17 protein-coding genes and 6 pseudogenes are annotated in these 18,753 nt (G+C 59.0%); 12 read left to right on the top strand and 11 right to left on the bottom strand.

Annotation, left to right across the window (positions count from 1 at the left end; all coding sequences use genetic code 11):
• Positions 1–312: 312 nt before the first annotated feature.
• The 6 genes and pseudogenes from BDB13_RS30140 to BDB13_RS30120 form a co-directional block, all read left to right on the top strand.
• Positions 313–516, top strand: coding sequence for a DUF4926 domain-containing protein (locus BDB13_RS30140; protein ID WP_176459812.1), 204 nt, complete (start codon positions 313–315; stop codon positions 514–516).
• 117 nt (positions 517–633) lie between these two features.
• Positions 634–897 carry a hypothetical protein gene (locus tag BDB13_RS30135; RefSeq protein ID WP_094275660.1) on the top strand — a complete coding sequence of 88 codons (264 nt, stop codon included), beginning with the start codon at positions 634–636 and terminating at the stop codon, positions 895–897.
• 72 nt (positions 898–969) lie between these two features.
• Positions 970–1,605 (top strand): hypothetical protein, encoded by a 636-nt coding sequence (locus tag BDB13_RS30130; RefSeq protein WP_094275659.1) that lies wholly within the window; start codon positions 970–972, stop codon positions 1,603–1,605.
• A 520-nt stretch (positions 1,606–2,125) separates the two neighbouring features.
• Positions 2,126–2,281: a hypothetical protein gene (locus BDB13_RS32510; RefSeq protein ID WP_169638648.1), complete on the top strand. Its 156-nt coding sequence runs from the start codon at positions 2,126–2,128 to the stop codon at positions 2,279–2,281.
• Positions 2,282–2,284: 3 nt separating this feature from the next.
• Entirely contained in the window at positions 2,285–2,614 is a 330-nt protein-coding gene (locus BDB13_RS30125) for a hypothetical protein (protein ID WP_094275658.1), read from the top strand.
• A 186-nt stretch (positions 2,615–2,800) separates the two neighbouring features.
• Positions 2,801–3,147, top strand: a pseudogene (locus BDB13_RS30120) (recombinase family protein); the annotation flags it as partial.
• Positions 3,148–3,765: 618 nt separating this feature from the next.
• On the opposite strand, the pseudogene BDB13_RS30115 reads toward BDB13_RS30120, so the two are convergent.
• A pseudogene (locus tag BDB13_RS30115) lies at positions 3,766–5,158 on the bottom strand (IS1380 family transposase).
• Between the two features lie 106 nt (positions 5,159–5,264).
• Here BDB13_RS30115 and BDB13_RS30110 point away from each other — a divergent pair.
• Together BDB13_RS30110 and BDB13_RS30105 are read left to right on the top strand one after the other, a co-directional pair.
• Entirely contained in the window at positions 5,265–5,771 is a 507-nt protein-coding gene (locus BDB13_RS30110; protein ID WP_094275657.1) for a hypothetical protein, read from the top strand.
• A 99-nt stretch (positions 5,772–5,870) separates the two neighbouring features.
• Complete coding sequence (locus BDB13_RS30105; RefSeq protein ID WP_094275656.1) at positions 5,871–6,590, top strand: DUF1266 domain-containing protein; 720 nt, start codon at positions 5,871–5,873, stop codon at positions 6,588–6,590.
• A 242-nt stretch (positions 6,591–6,832) separates the two neighbouring features.
• Here the strand turns inward: BDB13_RS30105 and BDB13_RS30100 are convergent.
• From BDB13_RS30100 to BDB13_RS30080, 5 genes and pseudogenes are all read right to left on the bottom strand, one after another.
• Positions 6,833–7,314 (bottom strand): annotated as a pseudogene (locus tag BDB13_RS30100) (transposase); the annotation flags it as partial.
• Between the two features lie 382 nt (positions 7,315–7,696).
• On the bottom strand, positions 7,697–8,872 hold the full coding sequence (locus BDB13_RS30095; RefSeq protein WP_094275051.1) for an MFS transporter: 1,176 nt from the start codon (positions 8,870–8,872) through the stop codon (positions 7,697–7,699).
• 113 nt (positions 8,873–8,985) lie between these two features.
• The gene (locus BDB13_RS30090) at positions 8,986–9,297 is read right to left on the bottom strand and encodes an ArsR/SmtB family transcription factor (RefSeq protein WP_094275655.1); all 312 of its coding nucleotides are present in this window, start codon (positions 9,295–9,297) and stop codon (positions 8,986–8,988) included.
• A 426-nt stretch (positions 9,298–9,723) separates the two neighbouring features.
• Complete coding sequence (locus BDB13_RS30085; protein ID WP_176459811.1) at positions 9,724–9,945, bottom strand: CPBP family glutamic-type intramembrane protease; 222 nt, start codon at positions 9,943–9,945, stop codon at positions 9,724–9,726.
• A 69-nt stretch (positions 9,946–10,014) separates the two neighbouring features.
• Positions 10,015–10,514: pseudogene (locus BDB13_RS30080) on the bottom strand (IS6 family transposase); the annotation flags it as partial.
• 51 nt (positions 10,515–10,565) lie between these two features.
• Between BDB13_RS30080 and BDB13_RS30075 the strand changes: the two are divergent.
• The gene (locus BDB13_RS30075; protein WP_094275653.1) at positions 10,566–11,846 is read left to right on the top strand and encodes an IS256 family transposase; all 1,281 of its coding nucleotides are present in this window, start codon (positions 10,566–10,568) and stop codon (positions 11,844–11,846) included.
• Positions 11,847–12,066: 220 nt separating this feature from the next.
• The gene (locus BDB13_RS30070; protein ID WP_094275652.1) at positions 12,067–13,110 is read left to right on the top strand and encodes an IS110 family transposase; all 1,044 of its coding nucleotides are present in this window, start codon (positions 12,067–12,069) and stop codon (positions 13,108–13,110) included.
• Positions 13,111–13,154: 44 nt separating this feature from the next.
• On the opposite strand, the pseudogene BDB13_RS30065 reads toward BDB13_RS30070, so the two are convergent.
• Positions 13,155–14,013: pseudogene (locus BDB13_RS30065) on the bottom strand (helix-turn-helix domain-containing protein); the annotation flags it as partial.
• A 110-nt stretch (positions 14,014–14,123) separates the two neighbouring features.
• Positions 14,124–14,858, bottom strand: coding sequence for a glycoside hydrolase family 25 protein (locus tag BDB13_RS30060; RefSeq protein WP_094275651.1), 735 nt, complete (start codon positions 14,856–14,858; stop codon positions 14,124–14,126).
• A 485-nt stretch (positions 14,859–15,343) separates the two neighbouring features.
• Here BDB13_RS30060 and BDB13_RS30055 point away from each other — a divergent pair, with 485 nt between their 5' ends.
• On the top strand, positions 15,344–16,231 hold the full coding sequence (locus BDB13_RS30055) for a poly(ethylene terephthalate) hydrolase family protein (protein WP_094275650.1): 888 nt from the start codon (positions 15,344–15,346) through the stop codon (positions 16,229–16,231).
• A gap of 659 nt (positions 16,232–16,890) precedes the next feature.
• Here BDB13_RS30055 and BDB13_RS30045 read toward each other — a convergent pair.
• Complete coding sequence (locus BDB13_RS30045) at positions 16,891–17,214, bottom strand: hypothetical protein (protein WP_094275648.1); 324 nt, start codon at positions 17,212–17,214, stop codon at positions 16,891–16,893.
• Positions 17,211–17,372 (bottom strand): hypothetical protein, encoded by a 162-nt coding sequence (locus BDB13_RS32505; protein ID WP_176459809.1) that lies wholly within the window; start codon positions 17,370–17,372, stop codon positions 17,211–17,213. The genes BDB13_RS30045 and BDB13_RS32505 overlap by 4 nt, the downstream gene beginning before the upstream one ends.
• Positions 17,373–17,452: 80 nt before the next feature.
• Here BDB13_RS32505 and BDB13_RS33375 point away from each other — a divergent pair.
• Positions 17,453–17,793, top strand: a pseudogene (locus tag BDB13_RS33375) (hypothetical protein); the annotation flags it as partial.
• A 131-nt stretch (positions 17,794–17,924) separates the two neighbouring features.
• Here the strand turns inward: BDB13_RS33375 and BDB13_RS30040 are convergent.
• Positions 17,925–18,671, bottom strand: a complete 747-nt coding sequence (locus BDB13_RS30040; RefSeq protein ID WP_176459808.1) for an SDR family NAD(P)-dependent oxidoreductase — start codon at positions 18,669–18,671, stop codon at positions 17,925–17,927.
• Positions 18,672–18,753: the final 82 nt, after the last annotated feature.

Raw genomic sequence — 18,753 nt, 5'->3', positions numbered from 1 at the left:
TTCAATAGTGCACCGAATATAGCAACAGCCCTGCTGGCAGATTCCCAGCCATCGCAGCCGATCTTGCGAGTGGAAAACTCTTCTCACACAGGAACTCTGACTTGAACGGTGTCGTCGACGGACTAGCCACCGCGGTAGCCAGGGACTCGCACTGACCGCCCGAGCACGCACGCAACGCGACACAGCTGCGTCCCGCTAGTCGGCGATCCCGAAAATGAAGGCAGCAATTGGGGAATGGTGCGACCGTCCGAAATCGCCATTACCTGGCCCTTCCAATACATCTTTCGTCGGATTTGTGAATCAAGGAGAACGATGCTCAATCTAAAGATTTATGATTCAGTCATAATTACGACCGATAGATATAGCGAGCAAGGCGCGCCCGAGGGGAGTGTTGGATACATAATAGATATATTCGCCGAGGATGCATATAATGTGGAGTTTTCAGATCCAGCCACGGGAGTAACGGTTGCGTGGATTATTGCACACCCGGACGAACTGGAGGGAGTGTCCCAGTGAAGTAGTTTCGGTCATGCGGCATGAAATAATTACCAATGCCGTCGATTATGAATACTCGGGTCCAAATAAAGATCGAAATAATAATGCTGCAACGGTGAATGCATTCTGAAGAACGTCATGAAACCGCACTTCCGGTACAGCCTCGATCAACCGTTGCCGCCGAATTGGGCGATGCTCACCGGTGAGATCGCGGAGGCGTTCGCGGCGGACGGCGGCGATACCCAATTCGTAGTCACCCGCATCGACCCCGTGACAGGGCTTCCGATCCTGTGGAAGGGCACCGATTACACGAACATCGACAACTTTTCCCTGCTGACCATCGAGGAGATGATCGATGACGTGCACATCATCAAGGAGATCTATCCGCCGTCCGCCCCATGACCGTTATCGCCGCCCACGACGGAGCGTCGGCAGCGGACAGTATGTTCAGACCACACCCATCCAGGAGCAGCCATGACCAGGAACCCTCTCCGCGAGGCGGAAGCGAACAACCCCCACGGCACAGGAGCATTGACTGATGCCGAGGTCGCCGAGTTCAGCGCAACCGTCGACTACCTGCGCGCAGTCATTCCTGCCGCGTTCGGGATGGAATGGAACGATCCGGTGTTTTCCGGTGACGGATACGTCGTGACCGAACTTCCGCGAAGAAGTAGTGGTTACTTCCGCGGCTATCGGGGTGTGTGTAAAACCGCGAACGGGTACGTCGCGATGACGGCGTGCGAACGCAACATCGAAAGCGGGTCGGTGACGTACGGTCGGTTCGAGGACGCAGTGAAAGGCTATGCGGCAGGGGTGATCGATTCGTTTCGGAATTATCTCAGTGCCAAATACCTTGGTTATGTGGCGTGGATGTGGAACGGCACGACCGGACCCGATGTCGTGACCGAATCCCTAAACCCACCGTACGACACGAATTTTCGTTTCTACCTCGAAGATAATCCGAACGCGTGGCTCGAAGGAGACAAGGTCGCGGCAACGCTTTCGCATGGATTGGGGATGTCGATTCCCGGATTCATTGCCGTCATCATCGCCCACCCCGCAGTGACATCGAAGGACGCAACTGCGTGGCCGAACCCGGCACAACCCTGATCTGCGCACCACTGTGCGAATGTGGTTGCTGGCGAGGGTCGCCACCGCGGAGTGAGCGCGGTTAACGAATTCGATACGCGCACTGAATCCTTCATGACCCGCGCATGACCCTCGTTCATCGGTATCGGTCACGACATCTCAGATATCTTCAGAGAACACGCGTCCAGGGAACGACTGAGGGATCCTCTTGCCGCGGCGAAGACGAATAGCCTTCTGGGCGAGGCGATGTTGATCGACTCCACGATCGACCAATTCATCGGAATCGTCGAACACCTCCGGCCGGTCCAGCCTGCTGCGTTGGAAACGCAGTGGACTCCCGCTACGACGCTTGAACCACTATGCCGTGTGGAAGGGCATCTACCCAGCTCGGTCGAACTGTGCGAGTTTCCACTCGACTGACCTGTACGGGGCTGGCACCGCGGCACTCAGCGCGCGCTCGCTGCAGCTGCTTCGAAACATCGATCCGATCGTCGACATCGACCTATGAGCAACGAGCAACGACCTCGAAATGGAGATTCTGGTGACCGACAAGAAACCCCGGATACCGACAATCGACGAAATGCGTGCACAGTTCGATGCGGATTCGATCATGAAAGCCGCAACACCACGCCGGGGACGCGGCGCGGCATGGGAACGAGTCCTCGAGTCCGTCGTGGCACGGCTCGGATCCGAATAGACCGTGATCGGACAAGGCCTGCACGCACCTCCCGTCGACGGATTGATCGGTGCCGGCCCGCTACTACTGGTGGACCGCGAAGCCGCAGAAGCTCTCGAAGACAACGTATTCGGTGAAGTATCCCTACATTCGGCAGACCTCGACACCGACCCGGCGTCCGGACTGATGCACGTTCCGGACTACGTGTGGTGTCAGGTACACGGTGAGGCCGGAATGCTCGACATCGGCCTCACCGACGACGGCCGACTCGTGACCTCGGGGCAAGCACTCCTGGTGCTCCACACCTTCGGTGGCGGCATCGAGAACGCCACCATCACCGAATGGAACGCATAGATTCCCCGGTCACGACCTGTAACAAATTGCCCTAGATTTTCGGCACGAGTACTCCACCAGACGTGACTGCGCAATTGCCGTGACGGCCACGCCCGATCGACCGTCTACCGGTACCTCGCCTGACAGCCCTCACACAGTGCCAAATAATTCCGTGAAAAACGTGCCAAATAATTCCGAGGGTCACAGGGCTACGCGAGGGTCTCGACTACCCGACCAGACCAATGATCCGCAGAGCGACGCTCTCAGTGCTGCCGGCTGTTTCAAGGTCTGGACCGAAACCGCGTCCGGTGGCAACCACCACCCGCCCGCAACTGAGCGACCTTCTCTCCCATCTTCGCGACGGAGACACCCTTGTCGTCTGGCGCCTGGACCGGTTGGATCGCTCACTCCCCCATCTACTGCAGACCGTGGAAAAGCTCGCCGACCGCGGTGTCGGCTTCAAATCGTTGACCGAAGCGATCGACACCACCACCTCCGGCGGCAAACTCATCTTTTCCATCTTCGGCGCTCTCGCAGAATTCGAACGAAATCTGAGCTGTCGAGCGTTCCGTAGCCAATAATTCCGTGGAAACCCTGCCAAATAATTCCGAGAGTCACACCCCAAAAGTATGCGCACCAGCACACAGTGTTGCAGAACTCGACGACACGACGAATTGCGCGACAAAAGGTTTTCGGACGAGTTTTGCGACACTCAACGATTCCGTAACGAAAGGTATTGTGCCCCTGCCCATATGGGTTCGAGAGTGTCCGAGAATGGAACGAATGAGAGACGAACCGAAGAAGTGCATAACTATGCAACGAGTGGCGACTGGCGGTAGCGAAACAGTCGGATGGAGGATCATCCACCGGGCCACTCAGTAAGCTTCGTACCGGTCCTCTGTCGAGCCGAATCAGATCAGGCCGAACTTATAGAGCAGGATGGCGAGCGGGAGGTATGGCCCCCAAAAAGCCCAGTCCATCTCATTCACCTCCTTAGCCTCAATCTTTCATGAGAGGCCGCTGCTGGTCTGATCGGTTCACCGATCAGACCAGCAGCACCCGAATGCGCATCCGGGCATGACCGGTCGACCCGTGTGCAGTCGGGATGCTGCCGGATTCCATTTCGCCGAAGTCGTGCTCTTTCCGCTCATGCCAACAAGATTCACCGTGATTTAGGTCGGTGCCGGCAACGCCTCCAGCCTGGCCAACGCTGCCGTGATCAGTCCGGACCACGGTGCCCGCTCCGATAGGCGCAGGCGTGTTTTCCGAGCATGGCGGGCGATGCGCCCGGCGATCGAAAACACGCGCAGGCGCAGTCGTTTCGGTTCCCACCGGCGTGCGTCACTGCTGGCCAATGCCAGCATTTGCATCCAAGTGGTCAGCTCGGAAGCGAGGGCGACGACCGCCAACCAGATCTCATTCTGCGAAAATCCGTGCAACGGCAGGTTCGTCAAACCCGTGTCCCTGGCGGATCGGATGCGGTCTTCGCAACGGGCCCGCGGCGATGTCGTAGCTCCAAGGTTTGCAGGCTCCCGACAGAAGTGTTGGTCACGAACGCGGTCAGCCGCAGACCATCGCGGTCGGTCAACCGCAGTTGAGCGCCGGGATGAGGTCGCTCTTTGCGGACGACTAGCCGCACCCCTGCAGGCCAGCCTGACAACTGGACGAGTCCGGTCAGTTCCGCAACCCATGCTCCGACTCGGATGCCGCCGCTCGAATCGAGTGCCGGCATCCACAAGTCTTCGGGAATGTCGTCCACCGCCTCTGCCATCGCGTCGGTCAAGGTGAACCCGACCGAATACGACAACTTTCGGGCGGTCAAATATTGGAGGAAGGCGTGGGTTCCGCCGGCACCGTCGGTACGGATCAGCACTTTCTTCCCGACCGCACCGCTGGCTCGAAACGGCAACTGTGCCAATGCTTGTCGGGTCACCAGAATGTGGTCGACGGCGGTATTGGATCCGGTGTTTCCGGGCCGCAGCAGGAAACTCAAGAGTTCTCCGGTGCCGTGTTCGCCGTGGTCTACGAACGCCAGCATTGGATGGAAACCGTAGCCCCGCTTGAAGTTCGGTGCAGTGCGTTCCTTCTCTGAATGGGAGGTGACGAGGGTGGCGTCGAGGTCGACATCAGTGGTCCCTGCGCATCGATGTGGTGGTCGGGTGCATGAATTCCGGCGTGCGACCACGCCGCTTTTCGGGCTGCGGCGCGGGCGGAGTTGATCGCGGACAATGCGGCCGGTCCGTCTGCTGCGAGACGTGTGATCAGCCGGGATACCGTCGCATCGGATGCGACCGGACCGAAGACGGCGGGTTGTTCACGCAGGGTCGCGATGTCGGCGAGGCAGTCACCACCGACGGCGGGGGAGAGTGCGAGATCGAGAATGATTTTGCCCGGGTCGTGGTGGGCGGTGGGTTTGCGCCACGGCGACAAAGCTTCGGACAAAGCTGCGGTCAGGCCGGTTTTTTCGGCGGTGCGGATCAGGGTTACGGCTCCGCCGTGCGACACGAGTGCGCTGCCGGTGATGTCGACGGAGAGTTTCGGGTACGAGGAAGTAGACTTACTCACCAGATCAAAGTTCCACTCTCCCCAATCCACAGCAGCCCATCCGTGGACGCCTGCTCGTAAGTCGAGCGGTATTATGTCGCAGCGCCTAAATGAAAGAAAGTTTCCAGTGAAAATCATTCAGAACAAACCCTCCTTTTCGGTATTGGAGATCATCTTCAGTCTCATCGGCCCGGCCCTCATCGTCATCACGATCCTGTTCCCCATCGAGCAGATGAGCATAGGAACATTCCAGCTCGAGCTTCCGGACGGGGTTGCGAATGGACTTCTCACTGCGATCGGAATACTCGTGACACTGCTGAGCATCAGCACCCTGCTCAAAAAGAAGGCTGCTCAAAGCCACGGTGCGAAGATTGTTATCAGCGATGACTCCGTCACCTTCACTCGTGTTCGCGGCTACAAAGGTGTACTGGCAACTCTTCCTTTCGATCAGATGACCAAAATTTCCATCACCACTGGCGACGAAAACACTATAAAAATAACAGCACCCGCTGCCAAACCCTCCAAGGTAACATTCGACGCGGATGACATGAAGAACCATGAAGAGTTCGCTGTGCTTGTTGACGCACTGAAGCAAAAGGCAGACAACGCATCATTCAAAGCAGTAACCGTCTAATGGGCTCCGGTCGTCTGTCGACATTCTTTGAGGCCCTCTCCGGTAAGAAGTGAGGCCCTCTCCGGTAAGAAGTACAGAAGAAATTCTGCGACGGCGACGTTGAGTCTTCTTGAGCAGCAGGCCCTCGGTGCCGGACTCGTCAACTCCGAACAGATCATGGCTTATTCGGACAGCTTAGCAACAGGCCTCTCCAGCGACCGCATTGCTCACGGCCTGACTTCGGCGTGGTCTATTCATTCCCCGGTCCAGGCGACCGAAACGCTGAACTGGCTCATGGAATCCGGAGATCGGTCCATTTTTGACATCGTCTATCGCGAGTATGCAAGTAAAGACGCAAATCTTCGTGCGGCTGGGATCGACGATGCCCTTGCCCACAGCGATCTCTTCTCTGATGAGGAGGCCCGCGCGACGGCGAACGCAAAGGCCCAGAGGATGCTGGCGAATATCGATGAGACATTTCGGCTGCTCAAAGATCCTGTCAATGGCCCTTACCTTCCCGAGCACTACACGAGGGGGATTCTGGCCTGGGACCTGGGCCGACTCATCACGCTGGCCCGGCTGTGCAGCGATTTCGGTTACATTGATTCGGCCGAGCGAGATCGCATCTTTGCGTTTGTGGGCTCACAGGTAATAAGCAACTATCCGTCCTGGTCGATATTTGCTCGAAGCTACATACTCGGGCGCGCAGCTTGGGGCGGAAAAGCCGTAACCCTCGATGGCATTATCGGCATTGCGTCCGATGCACTGAAGGAGAAAAGGAGTCCGTGGGTGTTGTCCCCCTGTAACTGTCCCGGTACAGCTGAGTGTGGCTGGCGTTGACTGGTCTCACTAAACGAGCTCAGTTTCTGAGACTTAGTCCGCCCGGCATGCTCCGTCTGGAACCTAGCCTCAATCTTTCATGAGAGGCCGCTGCTGGTCTGATCGGTTCACCGATCAGACCAGCAGCACCCGAATGCGCATCCGGGCATGACCGGTCGACCCGTGTGCAGTCGGGATGCTGCCGGATTCCATTTCTCCGAAGTCGTGCTCTTTCCGCTCATGCCAACAAGATTCACCGTGATTTAGGTCGGTGCCGGCAACGCCTCCAGCCTGGCCAACGCTGCCGTGATCAGTCCGGACCACGGTGCCCGCTCCGATAGGCGCAGGCGTGTTTTCCGAGCATGGCGGGCGATGCGCCCGGCGATCGAAAACACGCGCAGGCGCAGTCGTTTCGGTTCCCACCGGCGTGCGTCACTGCTGGTCAATGCCAGCATTTGCATCCAAGTGGTCAGCTCGGAAGCGAGGGCGACGACCGCCAACCAGATCTCATTCTGCGAAAATCCGTGCAACGGCAGGTTCGTCAAACCCGTGTCCCTGGCGGATCGGATGCGGTCTTCGCAACGGGCCCGCGGCGATGTCGTAGCTCCAAGGTTTGCAGGCTCCCGACAGAAGTGTTGGTCACGAACGCGGTCAGCCGCAGACCATCGCGGTCGGTCAACCGCAGTTGAGCGCCGGGATGAGGTCGCTCTTCGTGCGTTCTCGCCGACAAGGGGTACCCGTCCAGGGCGAACCGGTGCCAGACACGCCCTAGCCGCGAACTCACCTGCGTCTGGTGTAGGTGCACAGCTGGGCCGCTGTGTGCGGTCCGGCTACACCCCCTGGATGAGTGGGAAGGACCCGCCCTCCGGCGAGTGACAGCCGGAGAGCGGGTCAGGCGCGGCGGAATCTGCCCACAGATTCGCCGCAGCAAGCCTTAGGTGCCCAGCAGACTGACTGTGTAAACCCGTTGCACGACAGAAGCCCCCAACCTTTCGAGGCTGAGACATTTGCCGCTTCCAGGAAAAGGTAGGCCAGCCGGTACGTTCTATGCTCGCAGATTGCCCCGGGTGGCCTAACATTCTGGCGACGAACGCACGCGGCGAGTTCGCGCAACCACTGTCGAAAACCTACACCGGAACTCTGGCACCGCTTTCGCGGTGAACTCCTCCGAGCGCCAACCGGGCGGTGATTGTCATCAGCCCGAGTACCGCGAACAGCACTCCGGCCCAAACCAATTGACGCGTTCCCAGGTGTCCGAGAAACCATCCGCCGACCATCGTCCCCACCGTGATCCCCAGATTGGAGAACGAGATGAACAAGCTGTTGCCGAATTCAGGTGCATCTACGGCATCCCTTCCCATCCAACTCTGCGAGACGACCAGCCCGCCCGAATGCACCACTCCCCAGATCAACACACCGACAATCATCGGGACGGAGTGCGGACCCACGAGATAAATCAGCACGTACACCACGACGTACAGAACCGGAAAGGCTACAACCGTTCGTACAACGCTCTTCCCGAGCATCGCTCCGAACACGAAGTTCCCGAAGATCATCACAACACCGAAAGCCAAGAGCATCGCGCTGATCCACGATCCACTCATCCCCGTCACGTCACCGAGATACTCGGCGAAATAGCCGTACACCGAGAACATGGCAGAAAAGACGAACATAACCGAGATAACCGTCAACCACACTCGCGGCCGTCGTAGGATCCCGACCTGCGCACCGTACGACATCTGTTGCGTCACCGGCGACGAGGGCAGGAGTGCCATGATTCCCACGAACGCGAGAACGTTGATTCCGGCACCGAAGACAAACGCCGTCGACACCGAGAAGTTCTCGGCCAGATACGACGTCAACGGCACACCGAAGGCGAATCCGACTGTGACACCGGCAAACACCTTCGTCGTCGCAGCGGCGGCCTTCTCCGGCGGCACCGAACGAACCGCACTCGCAAGTGCGACCGCGAAGAAGACCGGATGCGCGACGGCGGGAATGATCCGGAAAGCGAACATCACCTCGAAACTCGATGTCGTCGCGTAAACCAGATTGGATACCGCGAACACCGCAATCGCCACCAGCAGAACGGTTTTCCTGTTGATTCCCGACGCGACGAGCGTCATGAACGGACCCGTCACTGCCACGACAAGTGCGAATACACCGACCAACCATCCCGCACTGGATGTGCTGATGCCGAACTTCTCGGAGATCTGGGGCAGAACCCCGATGATCCCCATCTCGGTCGTGATGATTCCGAAGACGCCCAATGCCAGGACCGGAATCAACAATTTCGACTTCACGACAATTTCCTCCCACCGTGCCACACCGGGCACTTCAAAGATAAATATCTAGATATGTAGATATGTTTGCTCCAAAACTTGTCAACATAAAGACCGCCGACGGAAACGAACTGTCACAGTTCGTCGCGAACAAATTTCCGAAACTCGCCGATCACGGCTTCGTTTCGCCGGTAGTACGTCCACTTCCCGACACGGTCGGACTCGAGCAGGCCCACGTCCTTCATGGCCTGCAGATACCCAGAGATCACCGACTGCGCAAGGCCGGATCGAGCCTGGATATCACCGACGCAGACGCCGATATGGAACCCGAGATCCTGCTGGGTGTACGAATCCTCGTCGAAGTACTTTGCTGGATACTTCAGCCACTCCATGATCTGCAGTCGGGTGGGGTTGGACAGCGCCTTGAAGATCGCCAAAGCATCCATTGACCCACCTCCTACCACCGACCGGAACGTATCTACTTTCATGGATATGAATGACGAAGTCAAGCCTGACAGGTGCAATAAGGGATGTGCGTCACGCGACAGGCCATGAAATGGGCGACGACACTTGCACTTCGGCAAACCTGCGAGAAAAGGTCGTGGTCCTCGCCGGCGCCGGGGAAGACCGGCCGCGGTCGTTCCACCTACGAGGACGCTCCTCACGTCAAATTCAGAACTCGGCTGCACTTGTCAGAAGTCGAGCGCACTGAATGTCGAAGACGATGGTTCCCGTCAGCTGACACCGATGGGCCTGTCCGCATGCTCGCCGCAACAAGTTGGTCTGCAGCAGTGATGCGTGTGCGCGGCCGGGCAGCGCCGTCCCAACCGGATGCAGAATCGCTCGGCTCTTACGTGGGTGTGTGCAGGAAGCTACAGCACCGTCGTGACAACAACGTGATGACAAATGGAGTGACGATCCCGGTGTTGAACCACATGCAGCGCCAACGAAGCCCGCAGCTTCCGATGCACATAGACGAGCGTCGCGGCGGACAGACCGATGAGGAACTGCAACACAACGACGGGCGGTGCAATATGCGCCACACCGAAGACTATCGCTGACCCGACAACGACGGCGTGCTTGCTCTGGGCCACCCGCCGGGGCGACAGGAACCGTTGCCCGTGGCCATGCGATTCGAACCGCCGCGTCACCCGCCCCCACTACCTGGTCGGCTGATGACTGACTTCGACGCGGTTGTTCACATACCGCAAACGGCGATGCTCCTCCACCGAGGGGATCAGTTCACCGTGCGCGACCTGGTAGCTGCCGAGTGTGTCTGTCACGATCACGCGCGGCACAAACTCCAGCCCCTTGAGCAGTTTCCGGAAAAACCGTTTGTCCGCCTCGGCGTTTCGGCGGGACCACACCAGCACGTCCAGGACCGTGCCGTCCTGGTCGACTGCACGCCACAGGTAGTGCTGAACCCCGTTGATCTTCGGCGGAGAGTTCGTCGAGGAACCACTAGTCGCTGGGGCGGGCGCGGCGGCGACGCAGCCGGTTCGCGTAGGCCTGCCCGAACTTGGCGCACCACGTAAGAGACCACCACCCCATGTTGGGGCATCAACTCCTCCACATCGCGGAAGCTCAGCGTGAACCGGAACTACAGCCACACACAATGGTCGATGATCTCGCTCGAGTAGCGGTGACGGGACTGTCCAGTAATCGGTGTTTCGGCCCGACAAGCTGAGTGAATGCTCAGCGAGGAGGTGCCAAGATGACGACACTGGAAGATGTGACGAAGAAGAGGACCGAGCCCTCCGCAGAAGCTGCGGCGGCCACGGAACTGGTGCGACTCGCTAAAGAACAGGGCCTGTCGCTGACCGGACCGGACGGGCTGCTCAAACAGTTCACCAAAACCGTCCTCGAAACCGCACTGAACGAAGAGATGACCGAGCACCTCGGCCACGACAAGAACCAAGCCCCACCGGACCGGGAATCGACGAACATCCGCAACGGAACCCGGCCGAAAACGGTGTTGACCGAGGCCACCGGCCACGTCCCGATCGAAGTCCCGAGAGACCGGGAAGGGACGTTCGAGCCGCAGATCGTCAAGAAACGCCAACGACGACTCAACGGGGTCGACGAGATCGTGTTGTCGTTGTACGCCAAAGGATTAACGACCGGTGAGATCTCCGCTCACTTCGCTGAAATCTACGGCGCATCCGTCTCGAAAGAAACCATCTCGCGGATCACCGACAAGGTGCTCGAGGAGATGCAGGAGTGGTCTGCCCGGCCACTCGACGAGGTGTACGCGGCGATTTTCATCGACGCGATCGTCGTCAAAGTTCGAGACGGGCAGGTCGCGAACCGGCCTATCTACGCCGCGATCGGTGTCAGTCTCGACGGCAGCCGGGACGTGCTCGGATTGTGGGCCGGAACGGGCGGCGAGGGCGCAAAATTCTGGATGTCCGTGCTGACCGATATCCGCAATCGGGGCACCCGGGACGTGTTCTTCCTGGTCTGCGACGGATTGAAAGGCCTACCGGAGGTGGTCGAGCACGTGTGGCCGGCCACCACAGTCCAAACCTGCATCGTGCATTTGATCCGCAACACGTTCCGGCTGTCATCTCGCAAGGACTGGGATGCGCTCAAACACGATCTCAAGCCGATCTACACCGCCCCGACCGAGGCGGCAGCGCGGGCCGCATTCGACGATCTCGCCGAACATTGGGGCAACACGTATCCGGCGATCATCCGACTATGGACCAATGCCTGGCAGGAGTTCATCCCGTTCCTCGACTACGACATCGAGATACGCCGAGTCCTGTGCTCCACCAACGCGATTGAATCCCTCAATGCCCGTTATCGGAGGGCGGTGAAAGCTCGTGGCCATTTCCCTACCGAGGCTGCCGCGCTGAAATGCCTCTACCTGGTGACGCGTTCACTCGACCCGACAGGCAAGGGCCAGGCACGATGGACAATGAGGTGGAAGCCTGCTCTGAATGCGTTTGCGATCACGTTCGCTGATCGTTGGCCGGGATCGGAAACTTACTGATGGAAACCGGCCGAAACACCGTTAGCGCCAGTGTTTGATTGGAGGGGTCCGGCGGGTTCGCTCCACCTGTTACTTGCCGTTGGTGGCCATTATCTGTAGTGCGGCCTACCGGATGCCAAGGACCGGTCGGCGTGGCTTGAGAGGAGCGTGGAATCGCCCCTGACTGGGATGTGCCCACCGACCGATCCCTGATCCCCTCAAGGACAAGGAGACCGGTTCAATGATCACTCTGGGAGTCGATGCGCACAAGCGCACCCACACCATCGTCGCGGTCGATCCCAACGGTCGCCAGCTGGCATCGAAGACGATCACTACGACCACAAAAGAGCATCTGGGACTGCTGACCTGGGCAGAGCAGTTAGCCAAGGGCAACGGTCTGCTCTGGGCAATCGAAGACTGCCGGCATCTGTCGCGCAGGCTGGAACGCGACCTGCTCGCCGCGGGCCAGTCGATCGTGCGGGTGCCACCAAAGTTGATGGCCCACGTCCGTGACTCGGCTCGCACCTACGGCAAGTCCGATCCCATCGATGCGCTGGCCGTCGCACGGGCCGCTCAGCGGGAACCCGACCTTCCCACGGCCCGATTGGATGGCCCTGACCGCGACGTGCGGTTACTCGGCGATCACCGTGAATCCCTTGTTGCAGAACGTACTCGGGCGATCAATAGATTGCGCTGGTATCTACATGAACTAGACCCGTCCTGGGAGCCGAAGGCCCGATCGCTGGATCGACTTGCCATCCTGGACAAGGTTTCGGCACACCTGGACCCGTTTACGGGAACTGTTGTGCGACTTGCCCGCGATCTGCTCGATCGGTGCCGCGCACTGACCAAGCAGATCAACGAGCTCACCGCAGAAATCGCTACGTTGGTAGCCGATATGGCGCCGTCTTTGATCGCGATCCCTGGTTGCGGAGCTATAACTGCGGCCAAGATTCTTGGTGAGACCGCCGGGGTCGATCGGTTTCGATCCAAGGACGCCTACGCCCGTCATAACGGCACCGCGCCGATGCCGGTCTGGTCCTCCAACAGGGCGCGCCACCGGCTCAGCCGTACCGGGAATCGCCAACTCAACGCGGCCCTGCACCGGATCGCGCTGACCCAGGCGCACTGGCACGAACCAGCAAAACAGATGATGGAACGCCGCAAGGCCGGCGGTGACAGCGGCATGGAGGCATTGCGTGTGCTCAAACGGCGGCTCTCGGACGTCGTCTACGCGGCCCTACGAACCGACCTCACTGCGGGCGTCGAAACTGCTGCCGCTTGACAGAGGAGCTAGAGATAGACCCGCGGTGACGCTCGTACGACGGCGCGGCGGTGGAGCAGTTCTTCGGCGAGGATGCGGTTGTAGCGTTCGACTTTCCCGTTGCATTTGAAGGGTGTACGGCTTGATCCGATAGTGCCGCGCTTCTCGCAGTGAAGACGTGAAATCTGCTGCTCTATAACATGATCCGTTGTCGGTGATCACGCGATCGATACGGATGATGCCGTGTGCGGCGAAGAAGACGCGGGCGTTGTGCATGAAATCGATGGCTGTTGCCGCGGTTTCGTTATCGCGTGCCTCGGTGTACGCCAAACGGGTGTTGCCGTCGATCGCGGAGTGCAGGTAGGTGTAACCGATGCGGGCCTGCTTGTTCTTCGTTTTCCGGCGCTGAGATCGTTTGGCCTTGTCGGAGCCACGGCCGTGTGCACGCCAACCGCCGCCGTCCGGGATTCTTCCGACCTTCTTGATGTCGACGTGCACCATCTGACCAGGTCGTTTCGCGACGATAACCTGTGGTTTTTGGTTGGTTTCGCTGTTCGGGTCGAAGAACCGGCGCCGGCGCAATCCCAGGTTTCGCAGGATTTTCGTGACCGTTCGGCGAGCAATGATGATGCCGTCGGTGCGCAGTTCGAAGGTGATTCGCGAGGCCGACCATTTCCGGGTCCGTCGCATGGATTCGATTTCGGCCACGACTTCCTCGGCTGTGGCGGTTGGTTGGTGGATCGGTGTGCTGGATCGGTCCTGTAATCCCAGGTCACCGTGCTTGCGATACCGGTTTACCCATGTGGAGGCGCATTGGCGGGAGATGCCCATTTCGGCGGCGACGTGGTCGATCGGACGACTCTGGCACCGCTCTACGAGTCGTCGTCTTCCCTCGACGGTCAGTGGAGCATTACGGTGTGTCACAGGGCTGGTCCTTCTTGGTCGAGAACGGCTATTTCGCAATTCCCATTCTCGCGCCGAGGACCAGCCCGTCTACTTCAGTCCCGCGTCAGCAACGTCCATACCCACAACACCTAGCTGCTGCCGAATCTCACGCTGTTCGAGAATCGACCGAAATCACCCTGGGTCTCGTTATAGACATTGATATCCGTGTCTCCGGCGATCCCGGGAATACGTCCGGTATTCGTGTACTGCCAGAAAGTCCAATTGGACCAACCACCAGGCAGCGGGCCGGGCGCATTTTGCCCGTTGTAATCGGCAATCCACAACGGGTAGTGCTTGAACTCCGTCGTATTCCCCATCTGCGTGCGCCAGAAATAGGGGTACGTGTAAATGATCGGCTGGCGCCCGGTCAACGACTGAACCGAATTCAGATACCGGTGAGTCCAGTCGATCACCTGATCTGCAGGCAGACCTTTCGCGTCCTCGAGATCCAGAACGGGCGGCAAATCACCGTCGACGTTGACTCCCGCGAAGAACGCCGCCTGCGCCTCAGGGGACTGCCGCACATCCGCATAGTGATACGCCCCGCGGGAAACGCCAGCGACGCGCATACGCAGGAAATCCTCCACGAAATACGGATTGACGTAGTTCAACGATTCCGTCGCCTTGACCATCGCGAACTGGTGCCCCGATGCCCGGACCTGGAACCAGTCGATCCCCACCCCGTTCACATGCTGCCAGGACGACACATCCGGACCCCGTGGCGCGTCCGCCGCAGCGAGACCCGGCGCAGTCAACGCGATGGCCGCAACCATCACGATCGGTGCGAGCTTGCTCATTGTCCTGACGATCCGTCGCTCGGCCATTAACCGAGGGTAGAGGCGCCGAGTCTGTTCTGTCGGCTAATCGGAGAATGTTCATCTGTCCGAAAGCAACCATAAGAATTGCTTCGGAAACGACTGGGTGGCAGATCGCCTACCAACGGCAACCTGCCCCACATTGTCCAACCGAAAATGAAACTACCGCAGCTACACATTCTTTGAGGTGGTACTAGTCGAACTTTCCGGGGATCGGATGAAGGCTGACTTCGACCAGCCGGACGGTCACGACACGTTCTTCGAACTGGCGGAGCTTGTCGAGGTCGGTGGTCCGTACGGTTCGACCACGCTGACCAGATTGTTCCGCAAAACAGTCGTTCTCAGGATCAACTACCCGGCCCTGAAGGGCCAGGTTTGCTGCTCACTTACCCAGCTGGATGCTAGAGCGATGGCTGCTATAGGCCACTGTAAGATCAACGCGCGGAACATCACCACCGAGCAGCAGTCCCGCCCCACAATCGAAGGAACATTGAATGCGAAGCTCGCTTACCCGCGGCCTGATCGCCCCAATGGTTGCCCTATTCGCCTTCGTACCGGCACTGGAGACTGCAGCCTACGCTGGCATCCCCACTTCCACGGAGACCTCCGCAACACCCTCCCAGCCCGACAGCACAGTTTCCGATACCTATGCAGCGCCCGGTGCGGACGAGGTCATCGCAACCGCAGTGACCGGGTACCAACTGTTCTATCCATCCGATGTCGCTACCGACGGCGAACATCACCCACTGATTACATTCGGAAACGGTAGCTACGCAACATTCGAACAGTACGAAGCACTACTTCGCCACCTTGCATCGTGGGGGTTCGTCGTCGTCGTTGCCGACAGCAGTGTCACCGGCGACGGACAGGAAATTCTCGCCGCCGCACGCTACGTCGTCGATGAAAATATCAACCCGGACAGCATCTTTCACAATGCGATCAATGTCGAAAGCATCGCGTCAGTAGGCCATTCTCAAGGCGCCGGTGGCGCGATCAACGCCGCGACGCACTCTGAAGGCTTGATCAGTTCGACCGCAGTACTCGATCTACCCGATCCGTGGTGGGCCTCTAGACCGATCGACGTAGTCGACGTCACCCGACTTGGCGTCCCGGTATTTTTCATGGCAGGGGCAGACGACCCGGTCTCCACATCACTCGCCCAATCCAACTACTACAACGCCTCACCGACGCAGGCAGCTCTGGGGCGTCTTCGTGGAGTCGGGCATAACTGGGCATCCGACGGAGAAGGCTTCCGCGGCTATCTAACAGCCTGGCTTAAGTTCACACTCTCCGAAGATCCTTTTGCGGCAACAGCATTCACAGGAGAATCACCTGCACTCCTCTCCGATTCGGACTGGGACCAACAGTCCGTCAAGGGTTGAGGACCAATCATCACGATAACCACGGTTCGACCCTTCACAGGCGCAAGAGGCCCTGCATCTCTCAACAGCGCGAGCCACCTCGATCGCGAGAACCGCGCCACCTGTCGCAGGACGTCACAAATCGCCCCGCCACGCTGAACGTCGGAGAGAGAGCATCTAAGTTCGGAATCAACCTTGAACGACACCGCTGCCGACCGCGCTCGACGAGCAGCACAACGCAGATACGGAAAGGCCTGGGTATGGATGTCGAAGTTGTCGCGAATACTCGACCGCGAGTTCCTACAGCGGTGGACAGCTACTGTCGCCGCCGTCTTGTTTCCGCTGCACATTGACTCCATACGTCGCAAGGCAATCGAGCACCCCTCGGCGTGGAATTGGATAGTCGTCGCAGTCCTCGCGGGAGGCATCGCCGACATTGTTTCCTCTTCGATCACTATGTGGCGCAAACGATTAGGCCACGAAAAGGCAGGGGCTGATAGCTGACCGAGGTATGGTCAGCTACATCACCAACCGGACATTGCCACATCGCCACACCCTCTGCCGAGAGATCCAGTTGCGCGCTCCTGCAGGCTATTCTGGCCATATCGCATTCGCCGTGAAAACGACCTCTCGCACCCGTCATGCGCATGCGACGACAACCTGACCATATGGGCGTCCGCCTACCCAGGAATCGAGGCGTACCTCGCACTCTTTTCCCTCACCGTCATTACCTCGCAACCGGGATCAACCGTCGCCACCATTTCTGCCGCCTGATCCCACACCTCAACTACCGACACCAGCCAGAGCCCAAATTCCATCGCCGGCAGCTGACACGAAAAGCAATCAAAAATATTGCAGCCCAGAATAACTGGCCAGCTTCGCACCAAAGATGTATCGGCCAGGTACTCGACCGCACACGTTGCGGAACGCAAGGTAACGCGCCAGCCCCAAATGCGGCACTCGGCACACCACGGGACGGCTCCGCGATAAGGATCGAACATCATGGGCGCACCTCGTTGAATTCGAATCTCACCTCAGCGATCTCGAGGATCGCGATCGTCGCGCCGCGGCTACAGACCACGAGCGTGGAATCGAAGTCGATTTCGGAGGAAAAGTTCACGGACGATCGTCCGGCCACACGAGATTCGCTGACGGTGTCCACGAGCCCACGTCGTCGGGGTCGAGGTCGGGGATACTCGATGCTCGGCTTTCGGGGACCCGTAGCCGGGGACAGCAGGGCACGCCGCCCCCGGATGCGACTTCACCGCGTTCGACACCGCAGATCTGCCAGCGGTATTGCCAGATGGGCTCCGGCACCCCGCGATTCCAGTCGGATGAGCGGACTGCGGCCTCCACGATGATGCGATCGTCGCCTGCTGTGGGCGTTCCATCTCACCGCCCAGCTGAGTCTTCGAAGTTTCGTCGCGTCGCATACCTACTACGCACGCAAACGATCTGAAGGGAAGCGGCACAAAAAGACTGTTCTCGCGCTCGCACGGCGACGGTTGAACGTGCTGTGTGCGATGCTCCGCGACAACGCAAACCTATCGGTCTGGGCCGACTATCGCGCCGACTCCGCGTGAAAAACCAATCCACGCGAAGTCGGCGCAAAGTCCGCGTCAATCGGATCGGATTTGCTGTAGCCTTAATCCTGTCGGCCAACTCTGGCCGGAAACACCTACTCCGGCAGCGTGTTCCGTGCCCAAGTGTGAAATTAGCGCTGAGCGCCGACGCTGAGGCCTCCGTCGATGGGGATGTTCGCGCCAGTCATAAAGGATGAGACCGGCGAGAGCAACCATGCGACAAGTTCAGCAACTTCTGAAGGTTGACCAAGACGTCCGATTGGTGTGATCGCACGGCGGCTCTCTTTACCTTCTTCTGTTGCATGGTCAAGCAACATGGGTGATTCCACGAATCCTGGGCACACAGAGTTCACTCGAATCCCATTCCTAGCGCCTTCCAAAGCTGCCGCCTTGGTCAACCCAACTGCGCCATGCTTGGCGGCCACGTATGGGGCACCGTTGGTAATACCGATCAGACCTGCCGCGGAAGCGTTGTTCACAATCGACACCCCGGGCCGGTTCATGGATTTCAGCTCGTGCTTGAGGCACAGAAACATCCCAATGAGGTTGACGTCTACCATCGACCGGAAGTCTGCAATATCAATGTCCGTGATCGCGGTCCCGAAGGAGTAGGACCCTGCCGCGGCAATCCCAGCATTGTTGAAGGCCCCGTCCAAGCTACCGAACGCCGATTCAGCCTCAGTCAACATCCGCTCGACGTCCGACTCGTTGGTGATATCCACAGCAAGCGGGACGGCATTGCCGCCTACCGAACGAATCTCGTCGGCGACTGCCGATACTTGCGTGAAATTGCAGTCAGCCAGCGCTAATCTCGCTCCTTGGGACCCCAAGAGCGTCGCCACTTCGCGGCCGATGCCTGACCCTGCTCCCGTGATCACGTACCGACGACCTAGGTGTATTCCGATTCCATTCATCGATTCCAACGTTGAATTCACTCCCTGTACCTAAGTGCTTGTTGAA

Source organism: Rhodococcus sp. OK302 (genome assembly GCF_002245895.1).
In the GTDB taxonomy this organism is placed as follows: Bacteria; Actinomycetota; Actinomycetes; order Mycobacteriales; family Mycobacteriaceae; genus Rhodococcus_F.
This window is presented reverse-complemented; position numbering and strand designations above follow the sequence as displayed.

Excerpts from the sequence above, each read along its gene's own strand:
- BDB13_RS30140 (WP_176459812.1), top strand. The coding sequence starts at position 313 with ATGCTCAATCTAAAGATTTATGATTCAGTCATAATTACGACCGATAGA.
- BDB13_RS30135 (WP_094275660.1), top strand. The coding sequence starts at position 634 with ATGAAACCGCACTTCCGGTACAGCCTCGATCAACCGTTGCCGCCGAAT.
- BDB13_RS30130 (WP_094275659.1), top strand. The coding sequence starts at position 970 with ATGACCAGGAACCCTCTCCGCGAGGCGGAAGCGAACAACCCCCACGGC.
- BDB13_RS30090 (WP_094275655.1), bottom strand. The coding sequence starts at position 9,297 with ATGGATGCTTTGGCGATCTTCAAGGCGCTGTCCAACCCCACCCGACTG.
- BDB13_RS30075 (WP_094275653.1), top strand. The coding sequence starts at position 10,566 with ATGACGACACTGGAAGATGTGACGAAGAAGAGGACCGAGCCCTCCGCA.
- BDB13_RS30070 (WP_094275652.1), top strand. The coding sequence starts at position 12,067 with ATGATCACTCTGGGAGTCGATGCGCACAAGCGCACCCACACCATCGTC.
- BDB13_RS30060 (WP_094275651.1), bottom strand. The coding sequence starts at position 14,858 with ATGGCCGAGCGACGGATCGTCAGGACAATGAGCAAGCTCGCACCGATC.
- BDB13_RS30055 (WP_094275650.1), top strand. The coding sequence starts at position 15,344 with ATGCGAAGCTCGCTTACCCGCGGCCTGATCGCCCCAATGGTTGCCCTA.
- BDB13_RS30045 (WP_094275648.1), bottom strand. The coding sequence starts at position 17,214 with ATGATGTTCGATCCTTATCGCGGAGCCGTCCCGTGGTGTGCCGAGTGC.